We start from the raw sequence: 15,323 nt of genomic DNA, 5'->3' as shown, positions 1-15,323 counted from the left end.
GTCGAGCCTACATGGACGTATTCACGGCGTCCTGTCGGGCGAGTGACCGCATCCTCAACTCCCCAAGAACTTTCATTATCCGGGGTAATTGCCAGGCCTTCATAAACGTTAGGTTATACTTCGCGGTTTTACTATTTTCTGATTCCAATGACACCGAGCGAATTTCAAGACCGGCTATTGGCGTGGTTCGATAAGCACGGACGCCATGACTTGCCTTGGCAAAATCCGGCGTCACCTTACAAAGTTTGGGTTTCCGAAGTCATGTTGCAGCAAACGCAAGTGGCAACCGTAATTCCTTATTTCAATGCATTCATCGCTCGCTTTCCCGATATTCAATCTCTCGCAGAGGCTTCGGTCGATACGGTTTTGCAATATTGGGCGGGCCTTGGTTATTATGCTAGGGGACGCAACTTGCACAAATGCGCGCAAATCATTGCGGAGCGCGATTCGTTTCCTGATAGCTTGGACGAACTGCTCGATTTGCCCGGAATAGGACGCTCGACCGCCGGCGCGATATTGAGCATCGCTTTCAAGAAAAGCCATCCGATACTGGATGGGAATGTCAAAAGAGTGTTGACCCGCTACGCCGGCATTAGCGAATGGCCCGGCTCGACAGAAGCCAGTAAGACGCTCTGGAAACTGAGCGCGTCGTATACGCCGGTCCATCGTGTCGAAGACTATACTCAGGCGATGATGGATCTAGGCGCCACGATTTGTACCCGGGGCAAGCCTAATTGTGCTGTTTGTCCGCTCGTTTCGGCTTGCAGGGCTCATATTGAAAATAAAACGGCGACTATACCGGCTCCGAAACCGGCGCGTAAGCAACCGGTCAAGCAGGTTTATTTTTTATGCTTGACCACAAACGAGAACAGTATTTTGCTGGAACAAAGACCGGGTACCGGAATCTGGGGAGGCTTATGGAGCCTCCCGGAATTCGATACGATAGAATCGGCACGCTCGTGGTGTATGGCTCGTCATATAGACATCATTAATGAATACACCCAACCTAAAGTGCGTCATACCTTTTCGCATTATCATTTAGATTTTACGCCGCTGCACTTCCATACCAATAACCCTAATCATTTTGTGATGGAAGCAAACCGTATGCTCTGGTATAAACCTGAGCAATTTTCTTCACTTGCTTTGGCTGCGCCGATTAAGCGGCTGTTGCAACAAATTTATAAGGACTGACTATGACTAGAATCATTCGCTGTGCAAAATTAGGTATCGACGCCGAAGGTCTTGATGCGCCTCCGTTTCCGGGGCCTAAAGGACAGCAAATATTCGATACGATTTCAAAACAAGCTTGGCAGGATTGGCTTAGTTTGCAAACCATGCTGATCAATGAGCATCGTTTGGCTAGTTTCGATCCTAAAGCTAAAAAATTTCTTGAGGAAGAACGGAATAAATTTTTATTCGGCGGTGGGGCTGAAATGCCCGAAGGATACGTGCCTCCAACAAAATAAATCGAAAGCGTATATGTGTTGCAGTCCGTTGGTGTCTCGCAAAGCTGAAGCCAAAAGGGCTGCATCACATTGTGCCAAGCCGGAGTTCGGTTTAAGAAACAGCCAGTATCAGGTATCTCTTCCAGAAGAAGCCGTGAATACGTCCGTGTAGGCTTGACGGCGGAATCTGATTGCCATGGATGGCATGAATGCAGATTTTGCAGGGGCAAAAATCTGCCCTGCCGCCGACACCTGTCAATCGAGCCACCAAACCCCCTTCCAACAGTTGTCTAAGTTATTTCATGCTCGTTCCTAAGTCCGTTAAATCGGCGAGATTAAACGGATTCCGTCTTTATCGACCTTCCTGTCCCAGCTTTTCGAGTCGGCGCAGCCACTTCCGCCTTTTATCGTCACCGATGGCTTCTACCATGCCAATCAGTGTATCTTTGGCTGGACCGATACCGCAGAAACCCAGTATATTTCTCTCCAGGCTTTTCAAGCTATGAGCCAAATAAATGAAGCGGTATACGAAAGCCGGCATGCCCATGGTCACGACTATTCGCACGCTTTTTCTTGAGAGACATTTTTCCATGGCTTGCCTTCTGCAGACTTGACTGCGGCAAATTCGGGCCTGAAAACTTGTTCGAGAAACGCTTTCAGATAGGCGGGCATGCTGTCGAGCCATAATGGGTAGATGATAACGAGATGATCCGCTCATTGAATGATGTCCTGAGCTTGTCGAATCGATTCGCTTATGGCTCCTTGTTCGAATTCATGTTGTGTACGGAGAATCGTAAATTCGATTTGGGCAGTGTCGATTATTTTGATTTGATGACTTTCAGAACGTGCTCCGTCGGCATAGGCGTTATTAGCAATGGCTGGGCAAAATCGTTGCTCGTCCGGATCGGGATGTCCTTGAATGATCGCAATGCGTTTTGCCGTCATAACTTATTTCCAAATTGATCGAATTTCAACCGCACTTCTAAGCTAGGGGCCTCGTCGCTTGATAAAAGAAAGGGCCTGTTCGACTTGATAATGTGGGAGTTGAATAGGAGCCAATCCATCAAACGGTGTCGCGATTCGTCAAAAGCGCGTTATTTGCGTGCTATTGCGCTAAAAATTAACGCTTCATCGAATCGAAAAATTCGGAATTAGTCTTGAAGTCCTTGAGTTTGCCCAATAAGAACTCGGAAGCCGCCATTTCATCCATCGGTTGTAGAATTTTCCGCAATATCCAAGTTTTTTGCAATTCTTCAGAGTCGACCAGGTACTCTTCTCGACGTGTGCCGGAACGATTGATATTGATCGCCGGATAAATCCGTTTCTCGGCTAATTTGCGGTCTAGGTGCAATTCCATGTTGCCGGTACCTTTGAATTCCTCGTAAATCACATCATCCATTCTCGAGCCGGTATCGATCAATGCGGTTGCAATGATCGTAAGGCTCCCTCCTTCCTCGATATTTCTTGCGGCGCCAAAGAAGCGTTTGGGCTTTTCCAAGGCATTCGCGTCGACACCGCCGGTTAATACCTTGCCGGAAGAAGGCACAACAGTATTGAATGCGCGTGCTAATCGAGTGATCGAATCTAACAGAATGACTACATCGTGTTTATGCTCGACCAGTCTTCGCGCTTTTTCGATTACCATGTCGGCTACTTGCACATGTCGTGTTGCGGGTTCGTCGAACGTGCTGGAAATAACCTCGCCGCGTACGCAACGTTCCATTTCGGTCACCTCTTCAGGGCGTTCGTCGATCAATAAGACGATCAGATAACATTCGGGATTTTTTTCGGCGATGGAATGGGCCAAGCTTTGCATGATCATCGTTTTACCGGCTTTCGGCGGCGAAACGATCAAGCCGCGTTGTCCCTTGCCGATCGGTGCGATCAGATCGATAATGCGGCCCGTCAAGTCCTCACTGGTGCCATTACCTTTTTCTAATGTGAAGCGTACGTTCGGAAACAGGGGGGTGAGGTTGGTAAAGAGAATCTTGTTTTTGGTATTTTCGGGCGCTTCGAAGTTAATGTTTTGAACTTTGAGCATCGCGAAGTAACGTTCCGATTCCTTCGGCGGGCGAATTTTGCCGCTGACCGTGTCGCCGGTGCGTAGGTTAAAGCGTCTTATTTGGCTGGGTGAAACGTAGATATCGTCGGGGCCGGCTAGATAAGAGCAGCCGGGTGTGCGAAGAAAACCGAAGCCATCTTGTAAAATTTCCAATACACCATCGCCGTATATGTCCTCGCCGCTTTTGGCTTGTTTTTTTAAAATGGCGAAAATGAGATCTTGTTTGCGTGTTCTGGCGACATTTTCGAGCCCCAATGACTCCGCAATATCAATAAGTTCGCTGACTTGTTTTAGTTTTAACTCGGTTAGATTCATAGATTAACGGGAACTCGAAGGAATGATAAGCACGGCGAACGGCCGTAAAAACAAAGGAATGGTAAAATTTTTGGATTTTACCCATAGACGGGTAAGGAAGATGCCGAAAAAAGCAGCGCGATTATATATCAAAATAGTCGGGGTCGTCCAAATAAATTACGACAACCCCGAGTTCGCTGGACTAATAATGAACAGGTACGAAATAAGTTAGGCAACTGATGCAGGATTTTTGTTCGTATTCAAGGCGCGCAAACAGGCGTTAAGCTATGTAACTGTTTGCGCAAAGCCTCAGCTCCTGCTGACGCTCTTTGCCTACATTGATGTAGCTGACGCAGAAGACGGACAAAAAGACCTGTCGGTTGAATTACTTAATAAAATGCACGTTCCTAAATATTGTTATCGATGAAATCGGCTAGTTGCGATTTAGTCAAGGCGCCAACTTTAGTCGCCTCCACTTCGCCGTCTTTAAACAGCATTAGAGTCGGTATGCCTCGCACGCCGTAATGCTGTGGCGTTTGCGGGTTTTCATCGATATTGACTTTGACGACAGTCAAGCGACCGGCATATTCCTTGGCGATTTCATCCAGAACCGGTGCGATCATCCGGCAAGGTCCGCACCATTCAGCCCAATAGTCAACTAGCACAGGACCGCCTGCTTTCAGTACGGTTTCGTTAAATTCACCATCAGTTACATGAAGGACTGACTCACTCACGCTATTCTCCAAAATTGCTAAAATTGTGACTATAGGAGTGCCGGCGTTATTTTGTCAATCACTTTCAGCTTTTTTAAGTTATGCTATAGGGCTATGAATACAACGCATCTTACTCAAACCCGATTCAGCAATTTGGAGTTATCCGATTCGATATTGCGCGGACTGACCGAGGCCGGCTTTACGCATTGTACTCCAATACAGGATCGTTCGTTGCCTTTGTCATTAAGAGATAAGGATATCGCCGGGCAAGCTCAAACCGGGACCGGCAAAACAGCAACCTTTTTACTGGCTACTTTTCAGCGCTTAATCAACGACGAAAGTGAAAAGATCAAAAACCCCAGGGCGGTTATTTTAGCGCCAACCCGGGAGCTTGCTATTCAGATTCATAAAGATGCCTTACAGTTGGGCAAATATTTGAATCTTAAGCTAGCGCTGATATACGGTGGCACCGATTATAAAAAACAAATGGATACGATCAAGTCCAATGTCGATATTATTATCGGCACACCGGGCCGTATTATCGACTTTTATCGGCAAGGAGCTTTTACGTTGGATAACGTGCAAGTAATGGTGCTCGATGAAGCCGACCGGATGTTCGATTTAGGGTTCATCAAGGATATTCGATTTCTGTTAAGAAGGATGCCGCCGGCCGATAAGCGATTGAATATGTTGTTTTCGGCAACTTTATCCTACAAAGTGACTGAGCTGGCTTACGAGCATATGAATCAGCCGGTACTCATCAAAATCGAGACGGAAGAAGTCACCTCCAAGGCCATTCAGCAAAGTGCGTTTTGTCCGTCCAATGAACAGAAAATTCCGCTATTGTTGGGTGTACTGAAAAAATATGCGCCGCAACGCAGCATTATTTTCGTCAACACCAAACGTTGTGCCGAACGGCTTAACGACTATCTGAATGCTAATGGTTTCGTCACCGCTGTTTTGAGCGGCGATGTCCCTCAGGAAAAACGTCAGCGGCTATTGACTGATTTCCAGGAAAACAAAATTAGGCTGATGATCGCGACCGATGTTGCGGCGCGCGGGCTGCATATCGCCGACGTGTCGCATGTGATCAATTACGATCTGCCTCAGGAAGTCGAGGATTATGTCCACCGAATCGGCAGAACCGCACGTTTCGGCGCCAGCGGCGAAGCGATCAGTTTTATTTGCGAGGAATACGCCTATTCGATGCCGGACATTGAAACTTATATCGGTCAAAAAGTGCCGATTCAACCGATAACGGCCGATTTGCTGCCTGAAGTCGTCAAGCCTGAGCGCAAGCCTCATCCGCAGAAGCCTGCACGTAATAATCAAGGTAAGTATCCGGAAAAACCGAAAAAAAAGCCGGTGCAGCGAAATAAGTCTTCTCAAGCCGCTACAAACCCAGCATCAACTCCCGAAAATCCTCAATAGCCGGAAACTCGTCTATCAGTCTTTTCGAACGAGTGCTGTCCGGTTTACTGACCGATATCAAATAATTGATGCCGTATTGCCTGGCCGAATTCAAGACCGCCAGGCTGTCATCGACTAATAGCGTGCGTTGTTTGTCGAACGATTGATGGTTTTCCAGTAAACGCCAAAACCCCGGCTGTTCCTTAGGAAAGCCGAAATCATGCGAGCAGATGATAGCGTCGAAAAACGGCTGCAAACAGGTTTTTTCCATTTTCAGGTCCAAGCTGCTTCTGTGCGCGTTGGTCACCAAAAAAAGATTTTTCGATGATTGCCTGACTTTTTCGAGAAATTCGGTGACATGCGGCAAGACTGCGATCAATCCCGCTATTTCGGCTTTGAGACCGGCAATATCCAACTCCAAGACTTCGCTCCAATAATCCAGGCAATACCATTCCAGCTTTCCTTCCATGCTTTTGAAGCGGGGTTCCAATTGATATTTGGCCGTCTCAACCGAGACGCCGGTTTTTTCGGCGAATTTCAAAGGCACGAATTCCAGCCAGAAATGATTGTCGAAATTCAAATCCAACAACGTGCCGTCCATGTCGAGTAAAACAGTATCAATTTTTTTCCAATCGATCATTTTTTTCAATTTATCAAAAGAAGTGGGTTATATTTATTAATCATCAGTTATAAATATAGCCAATAATGCGCGAAAAACCGACACTTCTCAATAAAACCGTGATCGCCGAAAGCCGGTTATTCCGTATCGAATCGCTCGACATCGAGTTTAGCAATGGCGAACAACGTAATTTCGAACGCCTGGCCCGAGGAAGGCCTGGAGGTGCGGTGTTAATTGTACCGCTTTTGGATAACGAAACGGTCTTATTGGTTCGTGAATATGCTGCCGGCGTTCATCGTTACGAGTTGGGTTTGCCTAAAGGTAAAACCGACGCCGGAGAAACTTTTATCGAAGCAGCAAACCGTGAACTCAAGGAGGAAGTCGGTTTTGGGGCTAGAACCCTCTATCATTTGAGTTCGTTTTCAATCGCGCCCGCTTATCTCGAGCACATGACCGAGATTATTATTGCCACGGATCTTTATGAGGAAAAATTGCAGGGCGACGAACCCGAGGAGCTCGAAGTCGTGCCCTGGAAAATTGACGATATTGGAGGGTTGATTGCAACCGGCGAGTGTACCGAAGCCCGGTCGATTGCGGCGTTGTTTATGACATTGAATCATCTTAAGGGTTCGTAATAGACAAGCAACCAAGCTTTTTGACTCGCATGACACCGCGGTGCTGAATTTTGATTAGCAAAAGGATCAACCTAAAAAAGCAGTTGAGTGCCTCAAACTACCGTTCGCCTTGAGCCCTTCGGCTACTCACAGGAGAGCCCTGTCGATGGGTGAAGGGTAGTTTGAGGCTGCACTAAGCCTGTAAAAGTGTTGTAGACCGTTCATGCTTCGACTTTGCTTAGCACGAACGATCTACAACATATACCAACTGCTTTTTTTAGGATCAATGCAAGCTTATTGAAAGCTACTGTTGATATAGTCAAGTACAAAAGAAATTTCCTAAGGAATATGCACAAATTTACTTCTACAAGTTTTAGGCATTGTGGTGGTTCGGCGACTCGCTTGACAGGACGCCGTGAATACATCCATGTAGGCTCGACGGCGGCTATCCCTGCCGCCGACGTCTGTCAATCGAGTCACCGACCCCCCTTTCAGCATTTGTCGAAGTTATTTCATGCTCGTTCCTAAGTTTACTAATCATCCTAATTCTGTCGGGTCGCAAGGCTTTTAGACGGTTTTGGCCGAAGTCTATTACGTTGAATCAGGAGAAAATCGATATGAAAGCATTCAGCACAATCAACTTGTTGATCTTTTTTTCTATTATGTTGTTGAGCGTTAAAATGCCGTTGGAATTGATCCATGCGGTCGTATGGGTCGTTAAACACATCTATGTTTTCATAGAATTTATGTTGGATGAAATCATTTCATTGACATTTGATACCGATCCAAGAACCACCGAGATTATCGTGTTTTATTTGATGTTGGGCATTGGTGCAATCATGGCGGTGGTTATTTTTAACTATATCGTCGATTTGTGGCGCCAGGCTAAAGAAACCGTTCCTGCTTGGTGCTTCGAACAAAAAGCTCAATTGCAAAATACTTGGCAAACATCGCCAATGATTAAAAAATCGAAAGTGGTATGCAGTATCGCTTTGGGCGGTTCATTTGCGGTAATGTTGACATTGGGCTGATTAACGGTACTGGACAGATCGGCTTGTTGGAGGCTATGCTCGAGCCTTCAACACTGTGTCAAGGAGTTCGCCATGTCCTTATTTCCTAAATTATTCCCGGCAATGATCGATGCTGTGGATGCCGTCATCAAGCAAAACTCAGAATCAGTTACCGAATTGGATCAAGCAATTGGCGACGGTGATCATGTCACGAATTTACAACGCGGTATTAAGGCTTTAAAAGCAAAAGAAGGGGAAATATCGGCGCTCGATTGGGCCGATGCCTTGCAGAGCATCGGCATGGTATCGATGTCGGCAATAGGAGGTGCGTCGGGGTCTCTTTATGGAACGCTATTCATCGCAATGAGTAAAGCGGCTAAGGGGCAAGAGTTGAGTGTATCGACTTTCGCCGAAGCTTTCGCGCAAGGTGTCGAAGCGGTTAAGCGGAGAGGCAAGGCAGATGCCGGCGAGAAAACGATGCTCGATGTTTATATACCGGTAGCCGATTACCTGAAACAAGCGGAAGTCAATTCGACCCCATGGACGGAAATATTAGAGCAGGTTTGCGATACCGCTAATCAGGGTATGGAGGCGACTCGCGATATGTTGGCGACCAAGGGCCGAGCATCGTTTTTAGGCGAACGCACGCGAGGGCATATAGACGCCGGAGCGAAAACTGCGGAACTGATGATTTGCGCGATAGCAACGGTGCTAGCCAAATAAAGGTTACATGCCCCAGCGTAATGCCGCAGTATGGACAGGCGCATCCCAAAGCTTCAATAACTCTTCATCAAGCAAGGTTAAGGTGATGGAACAGCCTGCCATGTCAAGTGAAGTCGTATAGTTGCCGACCAGTGAGCGCCGGATATCCACGCCGCGTTTTTGCCAAAACTGGGCCGCTAAGTTGTAAATTAAATGTAGCTCGATCAGCGGCGTTGCTCCAAAGCCGTTGATATGCAACAGTACCGGTTGATTTTTTTTGGGTTTCAATTCCTCTTCAATTGCTGTCGACAGTTGCTCGACGATCTCCGTAGCGGATTTGAACGGCATCGATTCATGCCCTCTTTCGCCATGAATACCGACGCCCATTTCGATTTCATCATCATTGAGGTTAAATGTCGGTTTGCCAAGCGCCGGTACGGTGCAGCTCGTCATTGCCACCCCCATTGACGCGGTTGCTTCGTTCGCTCTTTCACCCAAGGCTTTACAGGCGGCTAAGTCTTTGCCGTTTTCGGCAGCCGCGCCGACAATTTTTTCAACAATCAGTGTTCCGGCGACGCCCCGGCGTCCGGTACTGTGATTTTTCGGCAGTGAAACGTCATCGTTCACCAAGACAGTCGCATTCGAGCAATCGATCATTTCGGCGGCCATTTCGAAATTCATAACATCGCCCGCATAGTTTTTAACAATAAACAATACACCTCCTCCGTTTTCGACCGCTTGTGCCGCGGCCATCATTTGATCCGGTGTTGGCGAAGTGAATATTTGCCCAGGACAAGCTGCATCGAGCATGCCGTGACCGACAAAGCCCGAATGCAAGGGTTCGTGACCGGAGCCGCCGCCGGAAATGAGCGCGACTTTACCGGATTGTGTCGGAGCCAATCGGCTGATGAAGTGGGGTTCTTTATTAAAATTGACGATATCGGCATGAGCCATGGCAAAGCCGGACAAGCTTTCGTCGAGCAGAGTGTCGACGCTATTGATAAATTTTTTCATGTTCGGTACTCCTACGTAATAATTTGATAAAGGGTAGACCTTGGTACGATGCCTGGCAAATCGACTGCCTGCCCATAGGATGATTAAGTTTTTTGCAAGGCCTGGGTAATCGCCCGGATGTCTTGCATGACCCAAGTAGGCTGGAAATCGGAAACTTTTAAATCTTCTTCGGAAGACACGCCGGTCAGTACCATTAAACTGCGGATATCGGCTCTTACAGCACCGAGAATATCGGTATCGAGCCGGTCGCCGATTGCAATGGTTTTGTTTGTATCGGTGTCAAGCAAGGCCATGGCTTGTCGGTACATGATCGGCTCGGGTTTGCCGATGGTAATCGGTTTAACTCCGGTGGCGGCTTGTAAGGCCGCTAAAATGGCGCCATTGCCGATCGTCATACCCTGTTCGGTCGGTAATGAAGTATCGGCATTGGTGCCGATGAATTTTGCGCCGGCATGGAGGGTGTAAGTCGCGTTGGCCAATTTTTGCCAGGTGAGCGTTCGATCCAGTCCGCAAACCACGATGTCGGCATTTGTTTGAGTATTAACCGGGTCGAAAGTATCGGTTAAAGTAAATCCCTGTTCGAGAAGCGGTGCGCGCGCTCCTTCTTCGCCAATTACGAAGACGCGACTAGTGGCCGGGTCTACCTCCCGCGATAAATAGGAGGCGGTAGCCATTGCCGATGTCAGTATTTGTTCGGTGCCAATGCGGACCCCCATTCCGGCTAATTTTGTGACATATTGTTCGGCAGTGAGTGTTGCGTTGTTAGTCGCTAAAATGAAACGTAAATGTTTGGCGCGCAATGTGTCAAAAAAATCAATAAGCCCCGGAAGCGGTTGGGAGCCATGCCATAAAACGCCATCCATGTCGATGATCAGTGCCTGAATATCGGAAAAAGGTGTCATAATTTATTGCTTTTTAAGGTTGATAAATAGAAAAAGGAGGCCGAACCCTCGATAAAACTCATAATTCTCGGAAGTTATTTGTCGCGAAATCCTAAAGTACATTGAGGCGTTAGCAAAGAGCAAGTTTGATTTAAGTAATTGTTTCGCGCATAATTTTTACCATCCGCTAGTAGTGTAGATCTGGCGACCTTTGAGTCGGCGAAATTGACAACCGCTCGCATTCTGGTTAGAGTTCCCCGTTCAGGGTAAAAAATAGACTCGATTAAAATCGATTTAGGCACCAATTTTCCGCTTCATAAAGGGAATTATGGTGGTTTAGGGCCTGATCGTTAATTATGATTTTTTCATTAAACAACAATAAACCGTAACTATCGGAGAAGAAACATGGCAAGACCATTAATACAAATGGCGTTGGACTCATTGGATTTCGATCAAACCGTTGCGCTTGCCGAGCAAGTGGCACCGTATGTAGATATTTTTGAGATTGGCACCCCATGCATCAAACACAACGGGGTTGGCTTAGTGAAAGAACTGAGACAACGTTTCCCGGACCAACTGTTGTTGGTTGACCTGAAAACGATGGATGCCGGCGAATACGAAGCGACGCCGTTCTATGCGGCGGGCGCGGACATCTGCACCGTGTTGGGCGTATCGGGTCTGGCCACTATTGGTGGTGTGATCAAAGCGGCGCGCGCGCACAATGCCGAAGTGCAAGTCGACCTGATCAACGTGCCTGACAAAGTCGAATGCGCACGCGAATCTGCGAAACTGGGCGCACAAATCGTCGGTGTACACACGGGCTTGGACGCACAAGCAGCGGGCCAAACGCCATTTGCCGACCTGCAAGCGATTGCCGATCTTGGCCTGAACGTACGCGTATCGGTAGCCGGCGGTATCAAACAAGCGACCGTACAACAAGTGGTTGCTAGCGGCGCGAGCATCATCGTAGTTGGTGCGGCGATTTATGGTGCGCCATCCCCGGCGGAAGCGGCACGCGAAATCCGTCAACTGGTTGATGCAGCGAGTGCATAAGTCATGCATCAGCAACTGATCATTGACAAAATATCCGGTATTCTGGCGGCGACCGACGACAGTTATGATCAAAAACTGACCACCCTACTCGATCAAGCGAAACGTGTGTTCGTATCGGGCGCGGGTCGGTCGGGCTTGATCGGTCGTTTTTTTGCGATGCGCTTGATGCATAGCGGCTACGATGTCAGCGTAGTTGGCGAAATCGTCACGCCGAGCATCAAGGCGGGCGACCTGCTGATCATTATTTCAGGCTCTGGCGAAACCGAACAATTGATCGCGTTCACCAAGAGAGCGAAAGAAATCGGCGCTAAAATCCTGTTGATCTCGGCGAAAAGCGATTCGACGATAGGCGACCTCGCGGATGCGGTGTTCCAGGTTGGGACATCGGAGCTGTATGGCAAAGTGAAAGGCATGCCGATGGGTACCGTATTCGAACTATCGACGCTGTTCTTCCTGGAAGCGATCATCTCACATATCATTCATGAGAAAGGCATTCCGGAAGAAGAAATGAGATCGCGGCACGCGAACCTGGAATGATTCTAGGCGGAGCGATCCGCGCCGCTGGAACAAACCGAAAGCCGAACCGAACGAGTGGCGACCTGTCACTCGTTCCAACCGAATTCCAACACAACAAAAGAAGTGACCGAGCCGCAAGGCTTTACCGAAACGAGTCACCGTTGTAACTTACCGAATTGACAAAGGAGAAGAATATGCCTTCGCGCCGAGACTTAGCGAACGCCATACGCGCTTTGAGCATGGATGCCGTCCAAAAAGCCAACTCCGGACACCCGGGCGCACCGATGGGGATGGCGGATATCGCCGAGGTGTTATGGAACGACTTCCTGCAGCATAACCCGACTAACCCGAACTGGGCCAACCGAGACCGCTTCGTACTGTCTAACGGCCACGGCTCGATGCTGCTGTACTCGTTACTGCATCTGACAGGTTACCAGCTGCCGATCGACGAACTGAAACAATTCCGTCAACTGCATTCAAAAACCCCGGGTCATCCGGAATACGGCTATGCGCCGGGCGTCGAAACGACGACCGGACCATTAGGTCAAGGCATCACCAATGCCGTGGGCTTTGCGATAGCCGAACGCGCACTAGCGGGTCAATTTAACCGTCCCGGACACGAAATCGTCGACCATTACACCTACGCCTTCCTGGGCGACGGCTGTTTAATGGAAGGCATCTCGCATGAAGCCTGCTCATTGGCCGGCTCGATGAAACTGGGCAAACTGATTGCCGTCTACGACGACAACAACATCTCGATCGACGGCGAAGTCCGCGGTCACGGCGACACGCCGGGCTGGTTCCTGGACGACACGCCGAAACGCTTCGAAGCCTACGGCTGGCACGTCATCCCGAAAGTAGACGGCCATAACCCTGAAGCCGTCAAAAAAGCCTTGGAAGAAGCGCGTAGCGTCACTGATCGGCCGACCTTGATCTGCTGCCAAACCATCATTGGCTGGGGCTCGCCGAATAAAGAAGGCAAAGAAGAATGTCATGGAGCGGCATTAGGCGAAGCCGAAATCACGGCAACCCGCGAACGCATCGGTTGGCCGCATGCACCTTTCGAAATCCCGGCGGATATTTACGCGGGTTGGGATGCGAAAGACAAAGGCGCGCGTCAAGAAGCGGAGTGGAACGACAAATTCGCGAAATACCAAGCAGCGCATCCGGAACTGGCGGCCGAATTCGAACGCCGCATGAGCGGACAGCTGCCGAGCGACTGGTCGGAAAAAGCGAACGCCTTCATTGCTGCGGTCGACGCGAAAGGCGAAACCATCGCTAGCCGCAAAGCCTCACAAAACACCCTGAACGGATTCGGACCGTTACTGCCCGAACTGATGGGCGGCTCGGCGGACTTGGCAGGCTCCAACTTGACCCTGTGGTCGGGTTGCAAAGACGTCAACGCCCCGGGACATGACGGCAACTACGTCTACTACGGCGTCCGTGAATTCGGCATGTCGGCGATCATGAACGGCATCACCCTGCATGGCGGCTTCAAGCCGTACGGCGCGACCTTCCTGATGTTCTCCGAATATGCGCGGAATGCCTTGCGGATGGCGTCGTTGATGAAAATCCCGACCATCTTCGTATACACGCACGACTCGATCGGCTTAGGCGAAGACGGCCCGACCCATCAACCGATCGAACAAACCGCGACCTTGCGGATGATTCCAAACATGCAAGTGTGGCGTCCATGTGATGCTGTGGAATCGGCGGTGTCGTGGAAAGCGGCGATTGAACGAAACGATGGACCGAGTTGTCTGATCTTCTCACGGCAAAACCTAGCGCACATTGCGCGGACGCCGGCGCAGATCGAAGCGATCAACAAAGGCGGCTACATTCTGAAAGACAGCGAAGGTCAGCCGGACGTGATCCTGATTGCGACGGGCTCGGAAGTCGAATTGGCGGTGAAAGCGGCAGACGAGTTGAGCGGCAAAGGCAAAAAAGTGCGGGTCGTCTCGATGCCATCGACCAACGTATTCGATGCGCAGGACGAAGCCTACCGTGAGTCGGTGCTGCCGTCATCGGTGACAAAACGCGTCGTAATTGAAGCGGGCGTGACCGACAGCTGGTGGAAATACGCGGGTACACAAGGTTGCGTCATCGGAATGGATCGTTTCGGCGAATCGGCACCGGCCGGCGCGCTGTTCAAAGAGTTCGGCTTCACCGTTGACAATGTCGTCAAACACGTCGAAGCTCTGCTTTAATAATTAACTTTAACAATTAACATTACACAGAGCGAAAAGTTATTCGGAAATGCGTTAGTACCGGATGGCTTTTCCGCTTCCTACAGCAGAAAGGGGAACAACGTGAAAGTGAATACTATTACCATGGGTGCTTTGGCATCCTTGCTACTATCCAGCCCGATAGCAGGTGCTGAAGATAAATATCCGGCATCTGATTTTAAACCACAGGTTCAATATCAGGATGCCGACTATATCGCCAATACAGAGAAACAGCCTGCCAAGGCAGAAGCTACTGCCAAAACGACAGAGCCTGACCCACAATATCCTGCAACCAATTTCGAACCGAAAGTGGTTTATCAAGATAGTGAATATAAGCATACAACGCCAAAAGTAGCGGCTCCAAGTACCAAATCAAGCTCGTCTTCTGCGAGCTCAAGTGCTGAAGTCGCGAGTGCCGAATCGGCGACTCAAGAAGCGAAATCGGATAACACTCTAGTAATCCTAGTCGCCGTATTGGCCGCTATCGGTTTTGTGTTGTTTAGAAGAGGTTCGGGTGCGGCTAAATCAAGTGCGAGCACATCGGCTTATTATCAAGAGAATAGTGGAACAACCGGTGTTGCAAGATACCTGAGCAAACTTGAAGGTTCTGCCGTAACTGGTGTCGCTAAATATTTGGAAAAACAAGCGGCTTCGGTACAAGAAAAAGTTGCAGCTACTGGCGTCGATAAATATTTGGAAAAGAAAGAACTGGAATCGGAAACCGGCGTGTCAAAATATCTTCGTACTAAAGGCTAAAATCGAAGA

Annotated in this window: 17 protein-coding genes; 10 read left to right on the top strand and 7 right to left on the bottom strand. The window is 48.9% G+C overall.

The genetic code is table 11. The features are described 5' to 3' along the window. Positions 1-147 precede the first annotated feature (147 nt). Positions 148-1,191 carry an A/G-specific adenine glycosylase gene (gene mutY / locus MEALZ_RS19460; protein ID WP_014150369.1) on the top strand — a complete coding sequence of 348 codons (1,044 nt, stop codon included), beginning with the start codon at positions 148-150 and terminating at the stop codon, positions 1,189-1,191. Positions 1,192-1,193: 2 nt separating this feature from the next. Beyond that, on the top strand, positions 1,194-1,466 hold the full coding sequence (locus MEALZ_RS19455) for an oxidative damage protection protein (RefSeq protein WP_014150368.1): 273 nt from the start codon (positions 1,194-1,196) through the stop codon (positions 1,464-1,466). 331 nt (positions 1,467-1,797) lie between these two features. Here MEALZ_RS19455 and MEALZ_RS24010 read toward each other — a convergent pair whose 3' ends face one another. The 4 genes from MEALZ_RS24010 to trxA form a co-directional block, all read right to left on the bottom strand. Then, positions 1,798-2,163 carry a hypothetical protein gene (locus MEALZ_RS24010; RefSeq protein ID WP_456299094.1) on the bottom strand — a complete coding sequence of 122 codons (366 nt, stop codon included), beginning with the start codon at positions 2,161-2,163 and terminating at the stop codon, positions 1,798-1,800. Beyond that, entirely contained in the window at positions 2,160-2,390 is a 231-nt protein-coding gene (locus tag MEALZ_RS23560; protein ID WP_223842331.1) for a hypothetical protein, read from the bottom strand. Before MEALZ_RS23560 ends, MEALZ_RS24010 begins: the two co-directional genes overlap by 4 nt. A gap of 175 nt (positions 2,391-2,565) precedes the next feature. Continuing rightward, positions 2,566-3,822 (bottom strand): transcription termination factor Rho, encoded by a 1,257-nt coding sequence (rho, locus tag MEALZ_RS19445; RefSeq protein WP_014150367.1) that lies wholly within the window; start codon positions 3,820-3,822, stop codon positions 2,566-2,568. A gap of 386 nt (positions 3,823-4,208) precedes the next feature. Continuing rightward, positions 4,209-4,535, bottom strand: a complete 327-nt coding sequence (trxA, locus tag MEALZ_RS19435) for a thioredoxin TrxA (RefSeq protein ID WP_014150366.1) — start codon at positions 4,533-4,535, stop codon at positions 4,209-4,211. A 93-nt stretch (positions 4,536-4,628) separates the two neighbouring features. Here trxA and MEALZ_RS19430 point away from each other — a divergent pair, with 93 nt between their 5' ends. Further along, positions 4,629-5,945: a DEAD/DEAH box helicase gene (locus MEALZ_RS19430; protein ID WP_014150365.1), complete on the top strand. Its 1,317-nt coding sequence runs from the start codon at positions 4,629-4,631 to the stop codon at positions 5,943-5,945. Here MEALZ_RS19430 and yrfG read toward each other — a convergent pair. Further along, on the bottom strand, positions 5,908-6,564 hold the full coding sequence (gene yrfG / locus MEALZ_RS19425; RefSeq protein ID WP_014150364.1) for a GMP/IMP nucleotidase: 657 nt from the start codon (positions 6,562-6,564) through the stop codon (positions 5,908-5,910). The genes MEALZ_RS19430 and yrfG overlap by 38 nt on opposite strands. A gap of 65 nt (positions 6,565-6,629) precedes the next feature. Here yrfG and nudE point away from each other — a divergent pair, with 65 nt between their 5' ends. The 3 genes from nudE to dhaL all read left to right on the top strand — a co-directional run bounded on the left by nudE (position 6,630) and on the right by dhaL (position 8,890). Then, positions 6,630-7,178: an ADP compounds hydrolase NudE gene (gene nudE, locus MEALZ_RS19420; RefSeq protein WP_014150363.1), complete on the top strand. Its 549-nt coding sequence runs from the start codon at positions 6,630-6,632 to the stop codon at positions 7,176-7,178. Between the two features lie 596 nt (positions 7,179-7,774). Next, positions 7,775-8,188 (top strand): hypothetical protein, encoded by a 414-nt coding sequence (locus MEALZ_RS19415; protein ID WP_014150362.1) that lies wholly within the window; start codon positions 7,775-7,777, stop codon positions 8,186-8,188. 72 nt (positions 8,189-8,260) lie between these two features. Then, positions 8,261-8,890 (top strand): dihydroxyacetone kinase subunit DhaL, encoded by a 630-nt coding sequence (gene dhaL / locus MEALZ_RS19410; RefSeq protein ID WP_014150361.1) that lies wholly within the window; start codon positions 8,261-8,263, stop codon positions 8,888-8,890. A 3-nt stretch (positions 8,891-8,893) separates the two neighbouring features. On the opposite strand, the gene dhaK is transcribed toward dhaL, so the two are convergent. Both dhaK and MEALZ_RS19400 read right to left on the bottom strand, forming a co-directional pair. After that, positions 8,894-9,883: a dihydroxyacetone kinase subunit DhaK gene (dhaK, locus tag MEALZ_RS19405; RefSeq protein WP_014150360.1), complete on the bottom strand. Its 990-nt coding sequence runs from the start codon at positions 9,881-9,883 to the stop codon at positions 8,894-8,896. A gap of 83 nt (positions 9,884-9,966) precedes the next feature. Beyond that, positions 9,967-10,785, bottom strand: coding sequence for an HAD-IIA family hydrolase (locus tag MEALZ_RS19400; protein ID WP_014150359.1), 819 nt, complete (start codon positions 10,783-10,785; stop codon positions 9,967-9,969). A gap of 384 nt (positions 10,786-11,169) precedes the next feature. Between MEALZ_RS19400 and hxlA the strand changes: the two genes are divergently transcribed. From hxlA to MEALZ_RS19380, 4 genes are all read left to right on the top strand, one after another. Continuing rightward, positions 11,170-11,817, top strand: coding sequence for a 3-hexulose-6-phosphate synthase (gene hxlA / locus MEALZ_RS23555; RefSeq protein ID WP_014150358.1), 648 nt, complete (start codon positions 11,170-11,172; stop codon positions 11,815-11,817). 3 nt (positions 11,818-11,820) lie between these two features. Next, on the top strand, positions 11,821-12,354 hold the full coding sequence (gene hxlB, locus MEALZ_RS23550; protein WP_014150357.1) for a 6-phospho-3-hexuloisomerase: 534 nt from the start codon (positions 11,821-11,823) through the stop codon (positions 12,352-12,354). Between the two features lie 173 nt (positions 12,355-12,527). Next, positions 12,528-14,540: a transketolase gene (tkt, locus tag MEALZ_RS19385; protein WP_014150356.1), complete on the top strand. Its 2,013-nt coding sequence runs from the start codon at positions 12,528-12,530 to the stop codon at positions 14,538-14,540. 102 nt (positions 14,541-14,642) lie between these two features. Continuing rightward, the gene (locus tag MEALZ_RS19380) at positions 14,643-15,314 is read left to right on the top strand and encodes a hypothetical protein (RefSeq protein WP_014150355.1); all 672 of its coding nucleotides are present in this window, start codon (positions 14,643-14,645) and stop codon (positions 15,312-15,314) included. Positions 15,315-15,323 lie beyond the last annotated feature (9 nt).

Source organism: Methylotuvimicrobium alcaliphilum 20Z (assembly GCF_000968535.2).
In the GTDB taxonomy this organism is placed as follows: domain Bacteria; phylum Pseudomonadota; class Gammaproteobacteria; order Methylococcales; family Methylomonadaceae; genus Methylotuvimicrobium; species Methylotuvimicrobium alcaliphilum.
Note: the sequence above shows the minus strand (reverse complement) of the source record. Positions and strands in the feature narration are given on the sequence as shown.

Excerpts from the sequence above, each read along its gene's own strand:
- mutY (WP_014150369.1), top strand. The coding sequence starts at position 148 with ATGACACCGAGCGAATTTCAAGACCGGCTATTGGCGTGGTTCGATAAG.
- MEALZ_RS19455 (WP_014150368.1), top strand. The coding sequence starts at position 1,194 with ATGACTAGAATCATTCGCTGTGCAAAATTAGGTATCGACGCCGAAGGT.
- MEALZ_RS24010 (WP_456299094.1), bottom strand. The coding sequence starts at position 2,163 with ATGAGCGGATCATCTCGTTATCATCTACCCATTATGGCTCGACAGCAT.
- MEALZ_RS23560 (WP_223842331.1), bottom strand. The coding sequence starts at position 2,390 with ATGACGGCAAAACGCATTGCGATCATTCAAGGACATCCCGATCCGGAC.
- rho (WP_014150367.1), bottom strand. The coding sequence starts at position 3,822 with ATGAATCTAACCGAGTTAAAACTAAAACAAGTCAGCGAACTTATTGAT.
- MEALZ_RS19430 (WP_014150365.1), top strand. The coding sequence starts at position 4,629 with ATGAATACAACGCATCTTACTCAAACCCGATTCAGCAATTTGGAGTTA.
- yrfG (WP_014150364.1), bottom strand. The coding sequence starts at position 6,564 with ATGATCGATTGGAAAAAAATTGATACTGTTTTACTCGACATGGACGGC.
- nudE (WP_014150363.1), top strand. The coding sequence starts at position 6,630 with ATGCGCGAAAAACCGACACTTCTCAATAAAACCGTGATCGCCGAAAGC.
- MEALZ_RS19415 (WP_014150362.1), top strand. The coding sequence starts at position 7,775 with ATGAAAGCATTCAGCACAATCAACTTGTTGATCTTTTTTTCTATTATG.
- dhaL (WP_014150361.1), top strand. The coding sequence starts at position 8,261 with ATGTCCTTATTTCCTAAATTATTCCCGGCAATGATCGATGCTGTGGAT.
- dhaK (WP_014150360.1), bottom strand. The coding sequence starts at position 9,883 with ATGAAAAAATTTATCAATAGCGTCGACACTCTGCTCGACGAAAGCTTG.
- MEALZ_RS19400 (WP_014150359.1), bottom strand. The coding sequence starts at position 10,785 with ATGACACCTTTTTCCGATATTCAGGCACTGATCATCGACATGGATGGC.
- hxlA (WP_014150358.1), top strand. The coding sequence starts at position 11,170 with ATGGCAAGACCATTAATACAAATGGCGTTGGACTCATTGGATTTCGAT.
- hxlB (WP_014150357.1), top strand. The coding sequence starts at position 11,821 with ATGCATCAGCAACTGATCATTGACAAAATATCCGGTATTCTGGCGGCG.
- tkt (WP_014150356.1), top strand. The coding sequence starts at position 12,528 with ATGCCTTCGCGCCGAGACTTAGCGAACGCCATACGCGCTTTGAGCATG.